The following is a 19,975-nucleotide window of genomic DNA, read 5'->3' as shown; positions in this document are numbered from 1 at the left end:
CATGAGCTCAAAGTCACCTAAAAACTAAACCCAGAAACTTTTCAACCAGTTTGACAGGGCGGACTGTCGCAAATTCGTCCCAGCAAGGCGTGCCGACGCAGACAGTACGATTAGTACGGCAAGGAAAGCACAACGCAGCTGGGGCGGATTTGCGACAGTCCGCAAGTTTAGGTGGCGGGGTTTTGGGCTAACCACTCTGTCGGTGAAGCACCTATCCGCTGATTAAACACGCGCGTAAAAGCGGTTGGACTCAAATAACCAACAGCGGGTGCGACGAGTTTCAAGGACTGACCCGCTCGCAACAAAACCTGCGCAACACCAACGCGCCAGTCGGTCAGATAATCCAGCGGTGTCATCCCGACTGTCTCGCGAAAATGGACAGCAAAACGGGCTCTGGACATACCGGCGGATTCCGCCAATTGCTCTAATGACCAACTTTGTTCGGGGCGCTCGTGCATCGCTGTGATGGCTTTTGCAAGACGCGGGTCGCCCAGACCGGCCAAAATACCACCGCCTATTAATTTGTTGCTCATTGCATGGCGCAGCAACAAGATCATCAAATACTCGGTAAGTCGGTCAACGGCAGCCTGTCGACCGCAATTATCTGAAAACGCCTCGGCAAATAACAACGCTAACATCGGTTGTAAGGTAGGCACCAATTCCAATGGGACAACCATGACTTCTGGGAGTGCCTTCATGACGGGATTTTCCACACCATTGCCGAATTGAATGGTGGCGCAAACCATTTCGGTGTTGTCGCGCTCCTCCACATGCAATCTATGCACGCTGGGTCGTGGGAAAAACAATACGGATGGTTCCGCAATGGTGATGGGCTCCATACGCGGGCGCAATACTGTCAGGCGACCGCTATTGATCAGATGAATATGACCTGTTCCGGCCGATAAATCAGCATCTGCGCTACCGCACAGTGAACCGGAGTGAAATACGCGGGCAGAAGGGGCGAAGCGTGCGAACAACGGTGACAAGCGATCCATTACTTTCCTCACATTGATACTAACTGCGTTATTTAGAAGACTATTGATGACAAATAGTATCACTTTCGGTGGCATGATTCTACTCATGCACTCAGCAGTCAATTTGAAAGGAAACACACTATGTCCGCGTTACCTGATCTTAAAGCCGATGCCGTGTCTGCCTTTACCAATAGCACATCCGGCGTTTCACTGATTGATTTTTGGGCGCCATGGTGCGGCCCATGTATTGCGCAGACACCAACGCTGGACGCACTTTCGTCCGAATTTGAAGGACAGATACGGATGGCAAAAGTCAATATCGATAACGCTGCCGAACTGGCGCAAACGCATAGCATACGCGGCGTACCGACTTTGATCCTGTTTGAAGATGGCAAACCTATTTCGCAAAAAGTAGGCTTGCAGAGCAAGTCCTCGTTGCAAGCGTGGTTAAGTCAAGCGGTGTTGCAGCATCAACAACGATCGGCTTGACCGATCTACACAGTCATCACGCAAACGAACACGCTTAACCTGATTTTAAATATGTGGTCTTGATTTATCCCATCGGGCAATTCTGCCTGACGGGCATTGCACTAACATTGTCTTTAAACCTTGCTCTATTAGTCATTTATAAAGCAGTAATCTCTAAAGCTCCAATGCTCTATTACTGAAAGAAAAAAAATGAACATCCAAAAATTTGCTCTTACTGCAGCTTTTGTTGCTACTACTGCCGCTATTGCGGGTTCTGCTTTTGCTGACGCTCGTTATCCAGTCGACGCACCATTTGTCTCCACCAAAACCCGCGCAGAAGTCGTTGCGCAACTGACGCAAGCTGGCGACCAAGGGCGCTTGAACTATAGCCACACGCTGTATCCGATCACCCCGGTTGTGGCTTCGACCAAAACGCGCGCAGAAGTGATTGCGGAATTGACCCAGGCTAGCGATCAAGGGCGTCTGAACTATAGTCACGCATCCTATCCAGTGACGCCATCGACTGCATCAACTAAAACCCGTGCACAAGTACGTGCAGAGTTAGCCACCGCTGATATCGATACTGATCAACAACTCACCGGCAGCAACTAAGTTGGTAACTAATCAATAAAGTGGTAGTTCAGCAAGCGCCTGCCAAGTTGTCCGTCACAACATCGAACAACTTAGTAGTGCGAGGCTAAACGAGGCAGCTTGCGATCAACGCAATCTGCCTCGTTTGACATTGGTCGCGTGTAAGTCAATCCGATCAACGGGACTAATTCAAACCAGTTAAGATCGCTTGTGGATCATTTCTGGATCCATCATCGACCCCGTTCTGGGCAAACAACCGGCTGGAAACGGCTGAGGAGAAGCAGTATGTCTTTCGATTTTGACCTGTTCGTCATTGGTGCCGGTTCCGGCGGGGTTCGTGCAGCGCGTTTTGCCGCGGGCTTTGGCGCTCGCGTCGCCGTTGCGGAAAGTCGGTATCTGGGTGGCACGTGTGTCAATGTCGGCTGCGTTCCCAAAAAATTGTTGGTCTATAGCGCGCATTTCAGCGAGGATTTCGGTCAGGCAAGCGGTTTTGGCTGGACCACCGATAAGCCGAAATTCGACTGGACCACACTCATCGCCAATAAAGACCGCGAAATACATCGCCTCAATGATATTTATCGCTCTTTACTGGTCAACAGCGGCGTCACGCTAATGGAAGGCCATGCGCGCCTGATTGATCCCCACACCGTGGAAATCAACGATCAACGGTTTAGCGCGGCCAATATTTTGATCGCCACCGGCGGCTGGCCGCATGTTCCCGACATTCCCGGTAAAGAGTTGGCGATCACTTCGAACGAAGCCTTTTTCCTCAAGGAACTGCCGCGCCGCGTATTGGTGGTTGGGGGCGGTTACATTGCTGTCGAATTCGCGTCCATCTTCCACGGATTGGGTGCGGAAACACGCCTTGTCTATCGCGGAGAAAAAATATTACGCGGTTTTGACGGAAGCGTGCGGCAACACTTGCATGAGGAATTGGTAAAAAAGGGCCTAAGCCTGGAATACAACGCGGATATCGCGCGCATCGATAAACAGGATGACGACAGCTTGCGCGTGACCCTTAACGATGGCCGTCAAATAATAGCGGATTGCGTGTTTTATGCCACTGGACGTCGCCCGATGCTGGACAATCTGGGGCTTGAAAATACCGGCGTCGCACTCGATGAAAAAGGCTTCATTAAAGTCGATGACGAATATCGCACCACCGAGCCATCAATCCTCGCACTCGGCGATGTCATCGGCCGCGTGCAACTGACCCCCGTGGCGCTAGCCGAAGGCATGGCTGTGGCGCGACGCTTATTTCGCCCGGAAGAATACCGCCGGGTAGATTACAAAATGATTCCTACCGCAGTTTTTAGTCTGCCTAACATCGGCACGGTCGGACTAAGCGAAGAGGAAGCACGGAGCGCGGGCCATAACGTGACCATCTTTGAAAGTCGGTTTCGCCCGATGAAGCTGAGCTTCAGCACGTCTGACGAAAAAACACTCATGAAGCTTATCGTTGATGCCGACACCGACAAAGTCCTCGGCTGCCATATGGTCGGGCCCGAAGCTGGTGAAATCATTCAGGGGATTGCGGTGGCGCTGAAAGCGGGCGCAACCAAGCGTGTATTTGACGACACAATCGGCATTCATCCGACCTCAGCAGAAGAGTTTGTTACTTTGCGGACGCCACTGCCGGCAAAATAATCGGATTGATGGTGGTAACTATCGTAATAGTGGTGATAAAAAATACTCTGTAGAGAAAAATAAAAAGAGACCCGTTTGGGTCTCTTTTTTGTCGACGTTAGTTATTTCGTTGATTATTTTCGTTGATTATGCCGCTAGTTACATAATTAAAAATAAACGCATTTATCAAAATACAAGACTATTCCTAGCTTTGCATCAAACCAACGAATCCATATTAACCACACTTTCAATGCATCAGAAATGCAGTTTAATCACAGCATCAAACGCTTCTTCTGCCGACTGCCCCAATTTCATCAAATCAGTGATTTCAATAGAGTATTCGCCGATGGTCGGCGGCAGCAAATCGCGGTGCGCTTTGAAATAATCGTATTTTTGGGAGTCGATGATGTCCTGAATCTTGACCGTTGGTGCGCGCGTGCCGCCTACGCTACGACTGCGGGTTGCAGTGACTGCTGTTGCCCGTGTACCAACACCGGCCATGGCATTTTTAATTTGATCGAGCGTGTAGACCATGCTGCCATTGCTGCCATCAAACTCTTCACCGATAGGGTGCATCAGGTGATTGGTGCTGTTAAATGCCATTTTCTTATCGGAACTATTAATAACCTGATAATACGGTCGTTGACCAGTACCAGTTAGTCCGAACTGCACGCGGTCGCCATAAGCAACCATTTGTCCTACAACGTCGTTTAGGTAGTCAACTGACAGAGTGTTAATCGTGCCGTCCCAGCGCTTGCTTCTTGTCGTCTTCAAAATACAATATTTCCAATAATGATGGCTGAACAGATCGCGGTGAATTCGATGCAGATAGATTTGCACAAAATGCAGGCGTGATCAGTGCCGGGTGAAATCAAGTCAGTAAATTAAGTAATACCGACATTATCCCCCGACAGGATTTATTTCGAGCAGACTACTGAAAAATATTTTTGAAAAATATTTTTTTATCCCCGTATTTGTTGAATATGCGGATATAAAAGTGGCGCTTGCCACAATTTTGCGCTAAGTCTGGCGCGTAATCACTGCGCAACCGTGCGCTGAAATCATGGGCACACGCTACGGGACAATCGTTGTGAACAAATACACCGCAAAAATCACCAGATGAATCGTCCCTTGCATAACGGTTGTGCGACCCGTTCCTAACGATAAGGTAGCAACAATAAAAGACAACAACAGCAACACAGTCGACTTTACATCAAGCCCAAGAGACAGCGACCAACCGGTCGTCAGCGAGACAATTGCCACCGCTGGAATGGTCAATCCGATACTTGCCAGCGCCGATCCAAGCGCCAGGTTGAGACTGGTTTGCAGACGATTGGCACGTGCCGCGCGCACCGCAGCCAAACCTTCCGGCAGCAACACGACTGCTGCAATAATAATACCGACCAATGTTTTTGGCGCACCGACGCTGGCAACCGCCAGTTCCAGCGACGGTGCTAGCGATTTCGCCAACAAAACGACTGCTCCCAGACAAACCAGCAAGAGACCGCCGCTAATCCACGCCACCTTGTCGGATGGCGGCGCGGCGTGTACCTCTTCATCATTCGTCGATTCGTCGGGCAGGAAATAATCCCGATGCCGTACCGTCTGCACCAGCACGAAGGTGCCATAAAGGACTAATGAAATGATAGCGATAAATGCAAGCTGACTGGAACTGTAGAACGGGCCGACGGCGCTTGACGTGTAATTAGGCAATACCAGTGTCAGAACAGCAATGGCCGCCAAGGTAGCTAGCGATGCGCTGACGCCCAACAGCCCAAAAGTTTGCTCTTTGTGCCGACTAGCACCGGCTAATAAACAAATACCGACGATACCGTTGAGGATGATCATGATCGCGGCAAAAACCGTGTCACGCGCCAGTCCCATCGTCTCCTCGCCGCCAGCCAACATCAGCGATACGATCAGCGCCACCTCAATGAGGGTAACCGCGAGCGCCAGGACCAATGTTCCATAAGGTTCGCCGACCCGATGCGCGACGACTTCTGCATGATAAACGGCAGCAAGCACGCCTCCGAGCAGGCCCACCACGAGCAAGAATGTATAGACAAGACCGAGATCAAACCGGGTTCCGATAATTAACATCCACGCGGCAATCGGCGCAACGACAGTCCAGATGGGGAGCGAGGGAAATTTTTTCATGTTTCCGATTGGACACGAATCAAGGATTTTTGGCAAGCGACTGCTTGGCTTTTCCAGCAAGGGATTGCAATGCAGGCAATCAACCGAGCGATACGTAGGCGCAGCGCTTGTCAGCAACATATGTCACTTCACAAACATTAGCCATTTACTTAAATCGCATCGAACGAAGCACGTTTCGACCCAATTCAAGTGTACCGTTACTTATCAAAAAGAAAGCCTCTCAGCGTTCACGCGCTGAAATCCTGCATCGTGTGTTACTGCGTTTTCCGACAAAAAGGACTGACAACCTAACGACATAGTAAGTAAAGCATGCCTATTTCTACGTGCTCCGTAGCGTAATTCTCTCTCAATATTTATCCATTTTTCCCATTAAAAATGTCGTAATAACGAAAGGCACCTCATTCGTGAAACCTGATTTTGAGTCTATCAATGTAATTGGTAAAAACCTGTTCCGCAATAATGCAAAAATGGTGGCCGCTTCGGAGGTCGGCTACAGAATTGCACAAGAACAGAACATGATCGGTATCCGTGTCGACGCCAGCGCTGGGCAAAACAAGTTGCGTGATATCGCAACCGGCAAGGATTTTGTCAATTTATGCTCTTGCTCATATTTGGGGCTGAATAGTCATCCTGCGGTGTTGCAGGGTGGCATTGACGCTTTGCAAAGTCAGGGTATTACTGGCCTTGCGATGGCGGAATACCGCATCCGCTTGAGTGTGATGGAGGAGTTAGAGCAGGAATTGAGGGATCTTTTTAATGGACCGGTGTTACCCGCGATTTCTTGCAGTGCATTGACCGCAGGAATATTGCCGCTGCTGGCATCCGGACATTTAACCGATGGTGAGCCGATGGTGATGGTGTTTGATAAGTGCGCGCATTTTTCAATGGCTTTTATTAAACCGATTATCGCTGATGAGACACTGGTCCTGAACTGTCCTCACAACGACATGATGTATCTGGAGGAAATCTGCAAAAAATATCCCCGGGTGGCTTATATATGCGATGGCGTGTATTCGGTTGGCGGCGTCGCTGATCTTGCCGCTCTATTGTCGCTACAAGAGCGTTATGGCTTGTTTCTTTACTTTGATGACTCGCACTCTCTTTCGGTTGAGGGCAACAACGGTGAAGGTCACATCCGATCCCGGCTTGCCGCGTTAAACGACAGAACCATTATCGTTGCCTCAATCGCCAAGGCATTTGGGAGTACCGGCGGCATCGCCATGCTGGGTTCAGAAAAACATTTCGAATTTTTATACCGGGCTGGACCACTCGGATGGTCACAAAGCCTGCGCACAGCGGCAATCGGTACCACTTTAGGCAGCATCAAAGTACATAAGAGCGCTGAACTGCACACGCTTCAGCAACAGTTAACACACAATATTGCCTTATTTGATCGTCAGATCACCACGCTTCAGCGTGGCAACGGACTCAATATCAAGGTAGTCGAAGTCGGTGATCAGGGTAAAGCGGTCCATTTATCGAAAGCCCTTTATGACAAAGGGTTTTACTGTTCGCCAGTATTTTTTCCTATCGTAGGTCGGGACAGAGCGGGTGTTCGGCTCATGTTACGCGGTGACTTGCCGGCAGAAATAGTGCAGTCTTTTGTCGATCAACTAAAAGACATACTGCGCAAAATGGATGTGCAACATTAATAGCCGACCATATCATCGCGAATGTCACATCGCACGTTGCTTACGCATGCGTTTTAGCGCGAACAGCGACGCGCTTCCACTTCGACCTCTATTTTTAATCGTCTAAATGGACACGCTTTCAAAAACCGGGGCGATGACATCTGACAAAAAGTCCACTCTGGCATGGATGGGCTTTATCGGTAGCATCATCGCTGTGCTGATGAGCATCATGGACATTCAGATTACGAATGCAGCCATTGGTACGATTCAAACGGCGCTGAAGTTCCCACTGGAAAAAGGCTCATGGTTATCGTCGTCTTATTTGATGGCTGAGATCGTGACCTTGCCTCTGTCTGGGCTGCTGCTTAAGGCGTTGGGAACAAAACGTTACGCTTTTATTTTTTGCGTCATGTTTATGGTCAGTTCCATTCTGTGCGCCCAAGCGTGGAGTTTTTCAAGTCTGATTATTTTTCGCGCACTTCAGGGGGCGGCGGGCGGTGCGCTGATGGCGTTTGCCTATAATTTGATTATCATCAAATTGCCAGCGCACGAGCACTCCAAAGCGAACACGCTATTTGGTGCTACCGTGGCGTTGGCGCCCACACTTGGCCCCATGATTGCAGGCGTGATGACCGAGGCTTTTGGATGGCAGTCGCTGTTTTATATAAATCTTCCCATCGGCCTGCTTGCACTTTGTCTGATGATGGTCGGATTACGGCACGATATTCATCTGCCTTCCGTAAAGGGTCGGATCGATTTTATGGGGCTAATAACTATCGTGGTCGGGTTAGGTTGTCTTCAATACGTTCTCGAAGAAGGGCGCAGTCATAGCTGGTTTGCATCCACACCCATTTCTATGCTGTTCGTAACGGCAATGTCCGCATTAACCCTTTTCGTGGTGAATGAGTTGCGTACGAAAGATCCGTTGGTGAATCTCTTGCTTTTAAAAAATCGTCAGTTATTCATTAGTTGCATGGCGAATCTGCTGGCGGGAGCGGCGTTATTTGGTTGTTATTTTTTAATTCCTTACTTCCTCATCACGCTGAAATCTTATTCGCCTATCCAGATCAGTCATATTATTATATTCGGAGGAATCGCACAGCTGGCGGCACTGATGTGTATGCCCATTATTTTGAAGAAAATCAATATTTATGTGTTGATAGCTACGGGCAGTTTTCTCTTTGCACTCAGCTCCATCACCTGGAGTGTCGTATCCACCAATTTTCATTATGAGTGGATCATCGGAGCGCAAATATTACGAGGCTTGGGCGGGACACTCATGTTGACGCCTTTAGGAATATTGGCAACAACCTCGATAAAAAAGGCCGATGCTGCATCCGCATCGATTTTATTTAATGTATCGCGGACACTTGGCGGCGCGTTAGGAGTTGCCGTATTAACCACGCTGGTCAGTTATCTGCAAATACACTATTACGCTGTTTTGATCCGTACTTATGCAGACGTCCCGGGGGTTTCACTGTCCTCACTGGCCTATCAAAGTTATCAATCTGCGTTTCAAGATACATTTCAACTGATATGTATCGTACTTCTGATCACTTCTTGCATATTTGTCGCTCTACGCATCAAGGATCTCGTCAATCGATGAAAAAAAGATAATACGGAAACCATCATCCGGTTAGTCAGACTATGAGACCGCTTCATACTCTCTTCTGGTCATGTTTCCGCTCGCGCCGCAATGTTTTTCTGATAAAAATCCAGAAACGCAGGCGCGGGTAATGCCTTTGCAAATAGCCATCCCTGACCGTAATCAACCTCACGCATCACAAGGTAATCCGCCTGCGCTTGCGTTTCGATGCCTTCGGCGACAATTTTCAACTCTAAGGTTTTAGCCAAGTCAATAATATGGGGCGTTACGCTGCTGGTCAGTGCATCGGTCCCAATCGTATCAATGAACGCCTTATCAATTTTTAGCGCATCCAGCGGGAGGCCCTGTAAGTACGCCAAACTGGAATAACCGGTACCGAAATCATCAATCGCCACCGTATATCCTAACTGCCGCGCTTTCGTAATCGTCCCTAGTGCAGCGCTGATATCCATAAACCCACGCTCTGTTGCCTCTAACCAGATCTGCTGCGGATGTATGCCGGTGTCATGCAAAGCTTTTCCTAATACCGTCAAAATACGCCCACTTTTGATGTCGCGCGCACTAAGATTAATGGCAATATGCAAGCGGCGGTTCATCACAAGTATATTTTTCATATCGCGAACAACTGCATCGACAACCTGATCGGTGATAGCAAAAATCAGACCACTATCCTCTGCCAACGGAATAAAAAGATCTGGTGCCATCATGTAGCCACTTGGTCGCTGCCATCGGACCAAGGCTTCGGCGCCCACGCACATGCCGGTTTTGAGTTCTATTATCGGCTGATAGTGAACGACAAACTCGCGTCGCTCAATCCCGATTTTCAATTCACCCAAGGGTGACAGCCTTCGGCGCGAAAGAACGACGATGGCTGCGACAATAAGTAATGCACTCAACAAGCCAAGCGGTAACAGCATCATTTGCTCGCGTCTCAATTGAGCGATTATTTTGCTACGCGGCTCAATGGCCACTGCCACTAATCCGGAGTCGCGAAGTACCGAAAAAAGGGTACCTTTCTTTTGGATTCCGGCACCCTTGCGCACAATCGCATTGACCGTTTCCATATCTGGATCGTGCAGGGTTCCAAGTAACTTACCTGCCGAGGTTAACACGGCCAATTGCACGTCGGGTTCGAGAATGACATCAGCAAATCGCCCGGAAGCAATCAGCACCATGTGCGACTTGTAATATAGGCTGGTCATGGTTTGGTCGCCGCCGAACTCAGGAGTCACGCCCACGCTTACCGCGACGCCATCAGGGAGCGTAAAGTCAACCGGATATTGTTTTATATGATTGGGAGCGGGACCACCGGCAGTACACTCCAGCAGACCGTTTGGTATGTATCCAATATCCTCAATGTTTTGCGTGGTGACCGTCACTAGGCGCATGTGCCTGATATGGTCTTCAGAACATGGTTTGACTGACAAATGCTCAAACTTATGCAATGCCTTCGCCGCACTGGTGAAAGTCATCGTTGATCGGTCAAGAGCGAGTTGAGAAAAAAGTTGAAGACGCTCTTCCTCCGCGCTCACCGCAAGATTCCAGGACACAAAAAAAGTCAATGCTAACGAGCCTGCTACACCGGCTAACGCCAGCAGCGTTGCAAAGATCATGACCTGCTTACGATTCAAATCGTGCTCCTACTTACGTTCTGGTGCGCCAGGATCTCGGCTACGCTCACTTCCATCGTACCGGGCCCCGCTGGTTATAATAATTAGAGGATACATGACAACCCATCCCTGCAATGCCGCATTGCAACTAATTATAAATATAGCATCGTACTTTCGACTGGAATCTAAGTCATTAACCTCACGCCTCAACCAGATCTCGCCTTTTGTCACCACCACTCGCCGCCGCTCTCTAGTATCTGTTGCCGTATCGGATGCCCTCTGAGCAGTCAGCCTAATGATGTGGTGTGCGGTGATTTCGACTAAGATACGTTCCCAACCTTTAGCAGCGAGCGATACCGTAATGACTGATTTGCCAATCCCCTCAGAAAGCATGCTTGATGAACCGGACCACGATGCCGAGGACAGCCTGGACACCATCACGCAGGAACCCCGTTTGTGGCGTGACGTCGGCTGGACAGCACGCGTTATAAAAAATGTGGACGACGAGGGCTGGGCGGTTGAAATGATCAAGGATGGCGAGCCCGAACCGGCGCTAGTTGGCCCATGGACCATGGGACGCGACAAAAAAAATCCCAAACCTCTGGACACAAACGCGTTTAATACACTGGTGAAGACCGCTTCAGAAGTTCTGCGTCGGCATGAGCAGCAACTGCACGCGATGCTGCATAAAGAAATTATTGTCACGACGCCATCTGCAACGGTCAACGTGACACTAGACATCGTTCCAGATGATGACTTTCCGTATGCGGTGCTGACAGCGCATAATGAGGATGGTACGCAACTGGCACAAGTCCAGGTCAGATCAAATTTCACGTTGAATAAAAATAGTGCCGCCGCTTGGGTGGAAGCCGACTTCCGCAAGCCAAATTAATAACAATTTAATAACAAATTATTTAGCTTGATAAGGGTAATCCGGCTCAAGACGACTCTTAAATAACCTTTGAATGGCGATTTGCGCGATGGTGAGTGGTCCAGCCAGAACAATCAACTTGTCATCGGGCTATCCATCACCATATAAGCGCTAGAGTTGTCGTCTTGATCATCGACACGATGTATAAGATTGATTTATACTGCTAGACGCTCCAAGGAAAAATAAATGCAATTTATGCAACTTATCCATCCGCAGGCAGCAGCAACACTCATCAAAACACCAACGACACTGGCAGGCTAGTGTGCGGATTCAAAACTAACCGCTCCAATACGGGTCTAAGGATGTATGAAAGACTATTACGCCGTTCTCGGCACCGAAAGTAATGCGTCGATTAGCGCGATAAAAAATGCTTACCGCAAAAAAGCCTCAGAATTCCATCCGGATAGAAACACGTCACCGGACGCACCAGCGCAATTTAGACAAGTACAAGAAGCCTACGATCTGTTGTCGGATGAAACCAAGCGCAGTGAATACGATGAAAATCGACGACGTAGTCTGTTAGAAAGTCCGCTCGAAACGGCGCAACAAATCTGGACCACCTACATAAACAAGGTTTTGCAATGATGCTCTCCTCCTATTTTGAAGACTTGACCAAAGCCTATCAGGCTGAATTGGAAGACTTGCGTAGCGACTCTGAGGGTAACGATATCCTCAAGTCCCGACTTAAAGCCAAGCGCGCCCAATTTGCCCTGATGATGCCAATGATCGACACCGCGCCGGAAATGGTATCGGTCGCCTTTCACGGTGGCGTCAGTTTTCCGAATCCGCATGCGATGGTTCTGCTGTCGACTAATGAGCTGGACGAATTTCCGTCCTGGGATGAGATTGCTGCCACGGTAGAGTTTGCGCCATGGGCGGATGAGTTAGTGGCGATTGCGCTGAAAGAAAGCGGTGGCGAGAGCTTTCTGATTACCACCGTTTGCCTTGAATACCTCTACGAAAAAAGCAACGGCAATTATCACGGTGATTATGCCAATCAATCCAGTATTGATGAGTCAGACGACAGCGTGGATGAAGTCGAACGTGATGAAGATCGCGATCAGGATCTTGAAACCGAAGGCGCCGACTGGCTCGCCGAGCAAGGTTTTGACCGTCACTAAAATGACACCGCATCAAAGCGCTGCATTTAATTCCGCGGCGCTGTGATGCCGGTCAATGACCATCTCCAAGCAGTAAGCCAGGATGTAAGTCACGATGATGGGTTGCCTGAGTAATACATTTATCGATGCTGTTGTAGCAACGTTGACGTATTAAGGATGCCGTATTAAGGACGACTTATAAACGTGATTTATCAAGGTGGCAGAGGTCATCGCACCGGACCTTCTTAACATTTACTCGCTGATCACCCGCCATTGATCACCCGCTTACACGACATACAAATCGGGCACTTTGAGCGTTCGTATTCTTATGTGATTAGCGTCAGTTACCCGACAATGACACTTGTTTGCCTTTATCCCTATTTTTTGTATCCTTTTACAAAGTAAACCATGACAAACGCGCTCATAGTTAAAGCAGCCAATCTAATCCGTGAAGGCGATATTGCCGGTGCAGAATTTGCACTGGTTAATCTGGCAGAAACGGAAGGCGATTACGCCCTGGTCGCCGTGCTGGAAGAAATGCCACCGAAAGATTTGCTCGCCGTGATCCGCGAGTACGACACTTCCAAAGAATCAGTAGTTAATTTGCTGGTAACGCCGGAACAGTTTGCGCGCGCGGTTGTGATCGAGAAGCTGTACGCCGATCATACGCATGTGCGTCTGCGCGGCATGATGAACTCGGTACTTTTTCGCGACGACACAAAAACCAGTGATTTCATCGAAGCGATCGCCGAGCGCGAGGGCGGTTACGAAGCTTTTATCGACTATCTGTCGGACCGCGACGATGAAGTCACCCATTTTGCGGCGTTTGACACATTTAACGTGAATTTCACCGAAGATCGCGACGCCGTCGAAAAATCTGAAGTGGCGGACCGCGACTGGAAAGAACTCACCTGGTTGCTCAAGCATGAGCACGAAGACATTTTTGAGCAAGTCTGGCCAACGTTAAAAAAACGCAGTATCGAGCGCAAACGGCGCGAAGCTGAACTAGAACGCCTTGAACAACTTGAGGCCGCCCAGGAATACGAGGAAGACGCGCCAGCACCGGTTAAATCCCCAGCCAAACCGTCCATCGCCATTGATCCATCCGAAGAGTCGGCGCTGTAACGGACTGACGCAGAATTGAAATAAGGTCTTGGCTGAACGGATGCTTAAAGCAAGACAGCTGACGCGTGGATGCGCGCAGTACCGTTCACCATCATCGAATCTGCGGTCACCTTGAGACTTTATCCCTGACTAGCTTAGCTAGCTATCACTCTCAGGGATAACGGTGACTTGCTTTTTCGTGTCAGCCTGTTCGCCGGTCAGTTGCGTTTTCCGTACCGCGCTTTTGGGTTCCAAAATCTGGCGCTTCATATTGCCAGCACACCCGTTCCTTACCTCTTAAATGTCTCGCCATGACCGATAACAATCGTAATATTGCCACCGTCGATAAGCGCCCTTTTTTTGAAAAAGCGCTCAGTTACGGCGTACTAAACGACATCATTGACCATGCCAAACGTCAGGCAATCATTGGTGATGGCGCGAAAGGATCAGTGCAGATCGCAGATTTTTTCGGTTCCAGCCATCTCTATACCGACCTTGATAACGCCCGCAAGCGGATGATTAATCTGATCAGCCTGTTCCTTGAAGATGCTTATGCCAGCGACCTCGAAAAAGCGGCGATCTCGCTACGCGACAATACCTTTTTATCGCACTCCCGCGGCGGTAACGACATGTTAAAGGCCTTGCATGCATTACCCGATTGCGCGGTGTTCGGCGATGTAAAAAGCCAGGATTTAAAAAGCTTCCAGGACGAGCGGACGCTCATCAAACCTTATACCTTAAGCGCCTACCGCAAGGAACGCCAAACTCGCGAAGAAGATGCCAACACATTAGCAGCGGCAACCTGGTTTGCCAAAAGTATGGCGCTACCACGCTCCGCACTCGAATTTACCAGCGCAGAAACGGTTATCCGCAGCGCCATATTGGTACGCGCTGCGGGAGCCGACAGCTTCCCTAACCGGCATGCTTTTGCCACTTTGCTGAGTACGATCCGTGCACAGGCAACCGCAGTTGGCAAACTAAAAATAGCAAAAAAATTGCTCGACGATGTGCCGGAAGAATATCTAAAAATCAGCGATAAAATTCGCAAGGAAATTGAAAAGCACGATGCCCCGCTGATCGCCAACAACACCATTGCCCTCGACGAATTGCGCAATACAATCGAATTACGCTACTTCGTGCGCGAAAGTGGCATGGATGATGTCGAGGAATTTGACACATTAATGTCAGAGGAATGGCGACGGGTCACCGGTGGCAAAGAGGATCCGTTCTCACGCCTCACCGCCTTTTTATGTATCGCCGCTGACATCAAACCAAAAACAACGATTTCAGAAGCGGAAGCAAAAGCGATTACGCGGCAGGTGCGCCAACATGGATTCAATACCGACGCCGTAGCGGAATTTATCACCACGGCTGCACCATTTGAGATGAAAGAAAACCTGTTGTCGCTTTGGGAAGATGAGTTTTTGCCGGAAGCAACATCTTACTTACTTGATCAAGACGACATCAAGTACCTCAGCGCGATCAAATTTTTAAAAGAAAATTGCAATATAAAGCTAAAAACAGCGAACGTGGGCAAGAAAAAAGCGGCATAAAATTGTCGGACGAGTTGCTAAGCCCAATGTGAACTCAACAACCAGTTTCACTCGGGATCACGTCAATTTATGGCGTTGAACCCGTTTTCAGCGGTGCACTTTGCAGCCTTTGAATCGTTTAAACCTGATTTCAACTATTTTCAACCCGTTTTCACCCTCATTGCTAACGGAGCCTCAATCACCAGATTCGATTCTGCATGGGCCACACAAGGAAGAATATAGCCGTCGAATTTTTCGTCAGCGCTCAAGCCCGGCCATTCAATATCATATCGAACTCGCCCGCTCAACATACGGCAAAGGCAAGTGCGGCACGTCCCGTTTCTGCATGAGCTTGGCAGGATAATCCCATTGTTTCTGGCCGCTGCTAGCAACGCCACATCTCTGGTCGACTCAAACGCAAAGCCTTTTGGCTCTACCTTTACCTGGAATGATTGACTCAACGGTAGTGGCGCGGACTTATTCAAAGGCCGACTCGGTGGCGCATTTATCATCTAAAACATTCATTAGCGTCAGTTAATTCGGACCGACGGAAGGCATCTGGTACCACATATCATTAAGGTTATTTTGTTGATAGTTGTCATACGACAAATAAGTGGAACCCACTATCATGACGGTGGCAATACATCTGATAAACGTGATTTTCACAATGACCACCTTTTCGTTAACAAGGTGTCACTACAATACACCTTTTTGCGCAGTATATTTTGCTGTTCATTCTGATACTTGGTCCATCTCGATCGAGCGATTCTGGAATGACGCCACTTTTGAGAGATCATCCCTGATTTTTTTGCCCTGACGTCGATTTATCCATTAAAGTAACGCTCTTCAATCTAGGTCAATTACTTAAGTATTGGGATTGGGATTTTGATTAACGGTAAGGTGCAATCATGCAAGACACAGATATTCCAAATGTTGACCCAATTGATCTCCATGCTAAACGGCCCTGGATCGTGTTGAATACGACCTATGACATTGAAGCATGGATCGACAGCTACAATCGCGATCTGCAATACGCGATAAAAAAGTCTAATGCGACCGGTTATGGCATCTGCTTTTTTCTGGAACTGGGCGGTGAGATATTTTTGCACACCACGCAGGATGGTGACGTTGTACTAGACGTCACACCCGATGCCGAATGGGTCTCGCCGGTGATCACTGCGGCGACCAGCGTGCAATCGCCTGGATCGCAAATATGGGCATTACCGAGCGACACATTGACGCAGCTGATACTCGGCCTGAGTAACATGATTGCATCAACCCGCATCGTGCTGGATCACCCATTCAAAGTGCCTAAATATTAACGTCACGGCACACTCTCACATTTTGCCAGCGGCAGGCGTGATCATTGCATCGTCGCCAGCATCAATAGTGCGGCGGCCGTTCATGCGGTGTCTGACCTTGTTCACTGCTTTCCCGCGCATCTTTAATCAAGCGGGCTAACGCTGCGCAGAGGGTTTCCAGCTGATCAATCTTTTGCTGCTGGCGATAGACCAGCTTGTTTAACTCATCCAGCAGATCCTCCTGATGCGCGATCTTAATCTCGATGGCGACAAAGCGCTCTTCTGAATCGATTTCATGATTTGTCTTATGCGGCACGGTGAACTCCCTTAAACATTTTGGCAGCGCAGAGTGTAACGCACCGCACGATTTTATTAAGACTTACGCAAAATCGTCCCTTCGGCGTTGTGTCTTCATGCGGTTGGTTAAGGCGATGGAATGCAACTAAATCAAATTAGCCACCCAAGCTAACGTAAAAATCGCGCAATTACATATCCGAAGATTTTTCGAGTTGGGCCGAAGTATCCGGCGCGCCCATCATTTTTGCCGCAGCCAAAGGCGTAACGCCGTTGGCATCCACTGCATTACGTTTAGCACCGTTCGCCAGCAGAAAGTCGACGATCTCTGTGCGGTTAAACATGGCTGCCATCATCAACGCCGTCTTGCCATCCGGCGAAGCGCCTTCAACATCGGCGCCGTGCGCCAATAAAAGTTGGATCATTGGCAGGTCGCCTTTGAATGCCGCGCCGGCGATCGGCGTCTGACCGTTATTATTTCGCAGTTCCGGGTCAGCTTTGTGCGCAAGCAGCAGGCGGACAGCTTCGATATGACCGTGATAGCTGGCCAGCATCAATAAGCTATCGCCCTTGTGATTACGTAAATTGGGCGGCAAGCCTTGCGTCAATAACGGGCTGAGTTTGGCACTATCGCCGTTGCGGGCGAGTTCAAACATTTCGTGGGCAAAATTCAGCGTGGCGTCATCCAGGTTGGCATCTGCCGATGGTGCACTTGTAAATCGTTCATCCATTTGAATCTCCAGCTATTCCCCGTCATTGCGACGCGGTTCAATTCACGGTTACTTGGTTATTCAGCTATGTGTGCGCGATTGGGTGCAGCGACGATGTGCCGCCGTTACACCCGTTCGAATTTAATCGCTCAACGCTGCCTTGGCAGCTTCTTCCGGAGTTAGCCCATCATAAAATTGGTCGGTAAACCACTCGACGTCCTCTTCGATGTGGTCCTGCGCCTGCGCGATCGTTGCACCGCCCGCCACTAAAAATCCTTCTACTTCAATACACCAGTTAATCAACGCCAGCGTCTCTGGATCCAGTTCGTTCTTTTTTGCCATCATGGCTCCTTTTATTAACATCGCCTGCGATGCATTCAGTAATGTTGAATATGCCACTCAAGCAGCATAAGCCAAGATTCACACCCTTGCGCTGACAAATGCGCAAGACCCCTCAATCTTTTCCGGCATAGTGAATGATACAGGTCAATGCACAAGTCCCAATCTTCGCTGCGGGGTGTGAGTCAGTATTAACGAAATGATCAACATGGCAACTACAAAGAGCTGTTGGACGATGTGTTTTAATCGTTCTCTATATGGAACAGTGAGTATAAATTATCCCATCTACCCACTTCTGTTGAGTCCTTGTATCATCATCAAATAGAAGAACTTGACGGTGTAACGAAAGGAAAATGCAATGAAAACAATTCTCGGTGTCTTGAGCGCTCCACGGCAGCATTGGGTTGGTGACGGCTTCCCTGTCCGGTCACTATTTTCGTTCGACACGCTCGATGGCCACTTAAATCCGTTCCTGCTTCTCGACTACGCTGGTCCTGCAGAGTTTGCACCAACTGAACACCAGCGCGGTGTCGGCCAGCATCCGCATCGTGGATTCGAGACGGTGACAATTGTCTATGAGGGCGAAGTTGCACATCGCGACTCCACCGGCAACGGCGGCGTTATCGGTCCCGGCGACGTGCAATGGATGACGGCGGCTTCGGGGATTCTGCATGAGGAATTCCACGCGCCTGAATTCAGCAAAAAGGGTGGCGCGTTCGAGATGGTGCAACTCTGGATCAACCTGCCCGCCAAGGACAAAATGGCACCGCCAGGCTATCAAGGGATCGTCAATAAAGATATTCCTGTCGTTAGTTTGGCAGACAATGCGGGCACGATGCGCGTCATTGCCGGACAATTCGAGGGTGCACAAGGCCCGGCGCATACCTTCACACCGATTAACGTGTGGGATGTGCGTCTGCATCAGGGCAGCACCACCACATTGCCGATCCCGACTGGTCACGTCGCGGCGGTCGTCGTATTGCACGGGACGATACTGGTCAACGGCGCTGAAGTCGCGCGTGAGGCACAAGTGGTATTGCTTGATCGTGACGGTGATTCAGTGCTGTTGGAGGCAAACAGTGATGCAACATTGCTATTACTGAGCGGCGCACCGCTGGATGAACCCGTATTCGCTCACGGCCCATTCGTCATGAATACGCGCGAAGAAATTGTCACGGCGATGCAGGATTTCAACAGCGGGCGCTTTGGCGAAATCGCACCCGCAACGTCATAAGAGGCTAACTCAAGCGGCTAACGCAAGAGGCTTTCACAAGACTCTCAATAAGTAGTATCGGTTCGGTAATACGGTATCCTTAAACCCTATTACCGAATGCATTAAACCTCAGTCGCCATGCCCACCAAACCGATTATTGATAATCCAGCACCAATGCCACCCGTCCAGCCAGATTTGGATGATTGCTGCGCGAGCGGCTGCAACCCGTGTATATTTGATCTCTATGAAGAGGAGATGGAACGCTATCGCGCCCGCTTGCAGCTTTGGGAAGCGAAAAATGTGGTGATCGCAATTAAAAAAATCGTTAAAAAATCCAATGTTAAAAAAATCGTAAAATCGTCTAAAGCCCGTTAAGAAATAACTAATCATTACTGCCAACTCCACTGAGAGGAATGTGCCATGCGGATGAGCGACGAGGAGTATTTTCGGAGTTGCGTTGCCAAAGAGCGACGTTTGGCGCAATTGCTGGGTTTCGAGAACATCGAGGAATGCTACGAACGGGCCGGTACTTTGTTGGTCAATACCGACGCGCTACCACAATGGACGCGTGACTGGAAAGCCTGCGGACCATTGATTGCCGCCTATTGTATTCCCATCCAATACGGCAAAGATCCGGCGCACGAGCATGGTGATGCGGTCATCAGCGGTGCCATCAACGTCCCACTTTCCGACCATCCAACCAAAGATCGCGCCATCATGTTTGCTGTAGTGAAAGCAGTCATTGCATTGCTGGAGCATGCGAAATGCCACCAAGCCAAATAGAATTT

The 19,975-nt window shown here is 49.3% G+C and carries 22 protein-coding genes; 14 read left to right on the top strand and 8 right to left on the bottom strand.

What is annotated here, in order from left to right; translation table 11 throughout:
* Nucleotides 1-167 precede the first annotated feature (167 nt).
* Nucleotides 168-995 (bottom strand): AraC family transcriptional regulator, encoded by an 828-nt coding sequence (locus QN379_RS10460; RefSeq protein WP_322234162.1) that lies wholly within the window; start codon nt 993-995, stop codon nt 168-170.
* 120 nt (nt 996-1,115) lie between these two features.
* Between QN379_RS10460 and trxA the strand changes: the two genes are divergently transcribed.
* The 3 genes from trxA to gorA all read left to right on the top strand — a co-directional run bounded on the left by trxA (nt 1,116) and on the right by gorA (nt 3,680).
* Nucleotides 1,116-1,463 carry a thioredoxin gene (trxA, locus tag QN379_RS10455; RefSeq protein WP_322234164.1) on the top strand — a complete coding sequence of 116 codons (348 nt, stop codon included), beginning with the start codon at nt 1,116-1,118 and terminating at the stop codon, nt 1,461-1,463.
* A gap of 189 nt (nt 1,464-1,652) precedes the next feature.
* Nucleotides 1,653-2,054 carry a DUF4148 domain-containing protein gene (locus tag QN379_RS10450; protein WP_322234167.1) on the top strand — a complete coding sequence of 134 codons (402 nt, stop codon included), beginning with the start codon at nt 1,653-1,655 and terminating at the stop codon, nt 2,052-2,054.
* Between the two features lie 264 nt (nt 2,055-2,318).
* Nucleotides 2,319-3,680 carry a glutathione-disulfide reductase gene (gene gorA / locus QN379_RS10445; protein ID WP_323506616.1) on the top strand — a complete coding sequence of 454 codons (1,362 nt, stop codon included), beginning with the start codon at nt 2,319-2,321 and terminating at the stop codon, nt 3,678-3,680.
* Between the two features lie 234 nt (nt 3,681-3,914).
* On the opposite strand, the gene QN379_RS10440 is transcribed toward gorA, so the two are convergent.
* Both QN379_RS10440 and QN379_RS10435 read right to left on the bottom strand, forming a co-directional pair.
* Nucleotides 3,915-4,433: a hypothetical protein gene (locus QN379_RS10440; RefSeq protein WP_323506615.1), complete on the bottom strand. Its 519-nt coding sequence runs from the start codon at nt 4,431-4,433 to the stop codon at nt 3,915-3,917.
* Between the two features lie 300 nt (nt 4,434-4,733).
* Complete coding sequence (locus tag QN379_RS10435; RefSeq protein ID WP_323506614.1) at nt 4,734-5,816, bottom strand: ionic transporter y4hA; 1,083 nt, start codon at nt 5,814-5,816, stop codon at nt 4,734-4,736.
* A gap of 404 nt (nt 5,817-6,220) precedes the next feature.
* Between QN379_RS10435 and QN379_RS10430 the strand changes: the two genes are divergently transcribed.
* Together QN379_RS10430 and QN379_RS10425 are read left to right on the top strand one after the other, a co-directional pair.
* Nucleotides 6,221-7,468, top strand: a complete 1,248-nt coding sequence (locus tag QN379_RS10430; protein ID WP_323506613.1) for an aminotransferase class I/II-fold pyridoxal phosphate-dependent enzyme — start codon at nt 6,221-6,223, stop codon at nt 7,466-7,468.
* 133 nt (nt 7,469-7,601) lie between these two features.
* Nucleotides 7,602-9,053, top strand: coding sequence for a DHA2 family efflux MFS transporter permease subunit (locus QN379_RS10425; protein ID WP_323506612.1), 1,452 nt, complete (start codon nt 7,602-7,604; stop codon nt 9,051-9,053).
* 68 nt (nt 9,054-9,121) lie between these two features.
* On the opposite strand, the gene QN379_RS10420 is transcribed toward QN379_RS10425, so the two are convergent.
* Nucleotides 9,122-10,684, bottom strand: a complete 1,563-nt coding sequence (locus tag QN379_RS10420; RefSeq protein WP_323506611.1) for an EAL domain-containing protein — start codon at nt 10,682-10,684, stop codon at nt 9,122-9,124.
* A gap of 340 nt (nt 10,685-11,024) precedes the next feature.
* Here QN379_RS10420 and QN379_RS10415 point away from each other — a divergent pair, with 340 nt between their 5' ends.
* From QN379_RS10415 to QN379_RS10395, 5 genes are all read left to right on the top strand, one after another.
* Nucleotides 11,025-11,555 (top strand): hypothetical protein, encoded by a 531-nt coding sequence (locus tag QN379_RS10415; RefSeq protein ID WP_416186792.1) that lies wholly within the window; start codon nt 11,025-11,027, stop codon nt 11,553-11,555.
* 345 nt (nt 11,556-11,900) lie between these two features.
* The gene (locus tag QN379_RS10410) at nt 11,901-12,179 is read left to right on the top strand and encodes a DnaJ domain-containing protein (protein ID WP_322234184.1); all 279 of its coding nucleotides are present in this window, start codon (nt 11,901-11,903) and stop codon (nt 12,177-12,179) included.
* The gene (locus QN379_RS10405; protein WP_322234187.1) at nt 12,176-12,715 is read left to right on the top strand and encodes a hypothetical protein; all 540 of its coding nucleotides are present in this window, start codon (nt 12,176-12,178) and stop codon (nt 12,713-12,715) included. Before QN379_RS10410 ends, QN379_RS10405 begins: the two co-directional genes overlap by 4 nt.
* Before the next feature lie 387 nt (nt 12,716-13,102).
* On the top strand, nt 13,103-13,819 hold the full coding sequence (locus tag QN379_RS10400) for a hypothetical protein (protein ID WP_323506610.1): 717 nt from the start codon (nt 13,103-13,105) through the stop codon (nt 13,817-13,819).
* A 290-nt stretch (nt 13,820-14,109) separates the two neighbouring features.
* On the top strand, nt 14,110-15,351 hold the full coding sequence (locus tag QN379_RS10395) for a hypothetical protein (RefSeq protein ID WP_322234191.1): 1,242 nt from the start codon (nt 14,110-14,112) through the stop codon (nt 15,349-15,351).
* A 140-nt stretch (nt 15,352-15,491) separates the two neighbouring features.
* On the opposite strand, the gene QN379_RS10390 is transcribed toward QN379_RS10395, so the two are convergent.
* A complete protein-coding gene (locus QN379_RS10390; RefSeq protein ID WP_322234193.1) occupies nt 15,492-15,842 on the bottom strand; it encodes a 2Fe-2S iron-sulfur cluster-binding protein in 351 nt (116 codons plus the stop codon).
* Between the two features lie 396 nt (nt 15,843-16,238).
* On the opposite strand from QN379_RS10390, the gene QN379_RS10385 reads away from it, so the two are divergent.
* The gene (locus QN379_RS10385; protein WP_322234196.1) at nt 16,239-16,652 is read left to right on the top strand and encodes a hypothetical protein; all 414 of its coding nucleotides are present in this window, start codon (nt 16,239-16,241) and stop codon (nt 16,650-16,652) included.
* Between the two features lie 61 nt (nt 16,653-16,713).
* Here the strand turns inward: QN379_RS10385 and QN379_RS10380 are convergent, their stop codons facing one another.
* The 3 genes from QN379_RS10380 to QN379_RS10370 all read right to left on the bottom strand — a co-directional run bounded on the left by QN379_RS10380 (nt 16,714) and on the right by QN379_RS10370 (nt 17,980).
* Nucleotides 16,714-16,947, bottom strand: a complete 234-nt coding sequence (locus QN379_RS10380; protein ID WP_322234199.1) for a SlyX family protein — start codon at nt 16,945-16,947, stop codon at nt 16,714-16,716.
* Nucleotides 16,948-17,116: 169 nt separating this feature from the next.
* Nucleotides 17,117-17,656, bottom strand: coding sequence for an ankyrin repeat domain-containing protein (locus tag QN379_RS10375; protein WP_323506609.1), 540 nt, complete (start codon nt 17,654-17,656; stop codon nt 17,117-17,119).
* Between the two features lie 120 nt (nt 17,657-17,776).
* Nucleotides 17,777-17,980 (bottom strand): hypothetical protein, encoded by a 204-nt coding sequence (locus QN379_RS10370; RefSeq protein ID WP_322234203.1) that lies wholly within the window; start codon nt 17,978-17,980, stop codon nt 17,777-17,779.
* Between the two features lie 352 nt (nt 17,981-18,332).
* On the opposite strand from QN379_RS10370, the gene QN379_RS10365 reads away from it, so the two are divergent.
* From QN379_RS10365 to QN379_RS10355, 3 genes are all read left to right on the top strand, one after another.
* Nucleotides 18,333-19,208, top strand: a complete 876-nt coding sequence (locus QN379_RS10365; RefSeq protein ID WP_323506608.1) for a pirin family protein — start codon at nt 18,333-18,335, stop codon at nt 19,206-19,208.
* Between the two features lie 117 nt (nt 19,209-19,325).
* The gene (locus tag QN379_RS10360; protein ID WP_323506607.1) at nt 19,326-19,562 is read left to right on the top strand and encodes an oxidoreductase-like domain-containing protein; all 237 of its coding nucleotides are present in this window, start codon (nt 19,326-19,328) and stop codon (nt 19,560-19,562) included.
* A 45-nt stretch (nt 19,563-19,607) separates the two neighbouring features.
* Nucleotides 19,608-19,970, top strand: a complete 363-nt coding sequence (locus QN379_RS10355) for an aminoacyl-tRNA synthetase (protein WP_322234210.1) — start codon at nt 19,608-19,610, stop codon at nt 19,968-19,970.
* The last annotated feature ends 5 nt before the right edge of the window (nt 19,971-19,975 follow it).

The organism is Glaciimonas sp. Gout2 (genome assembly GCF_035018905.1).
In the GTDB taxonomy this organism is placed as follows: domain Bacteria; phylum Pseudomonadota; class Gammaproteobacteria; order Burkholderiales; family Burkholderiaceae_D; genus Glaciimonas.
This window is presented reverse-complemented; position numbering and strand designations above follow the sequence as displayed.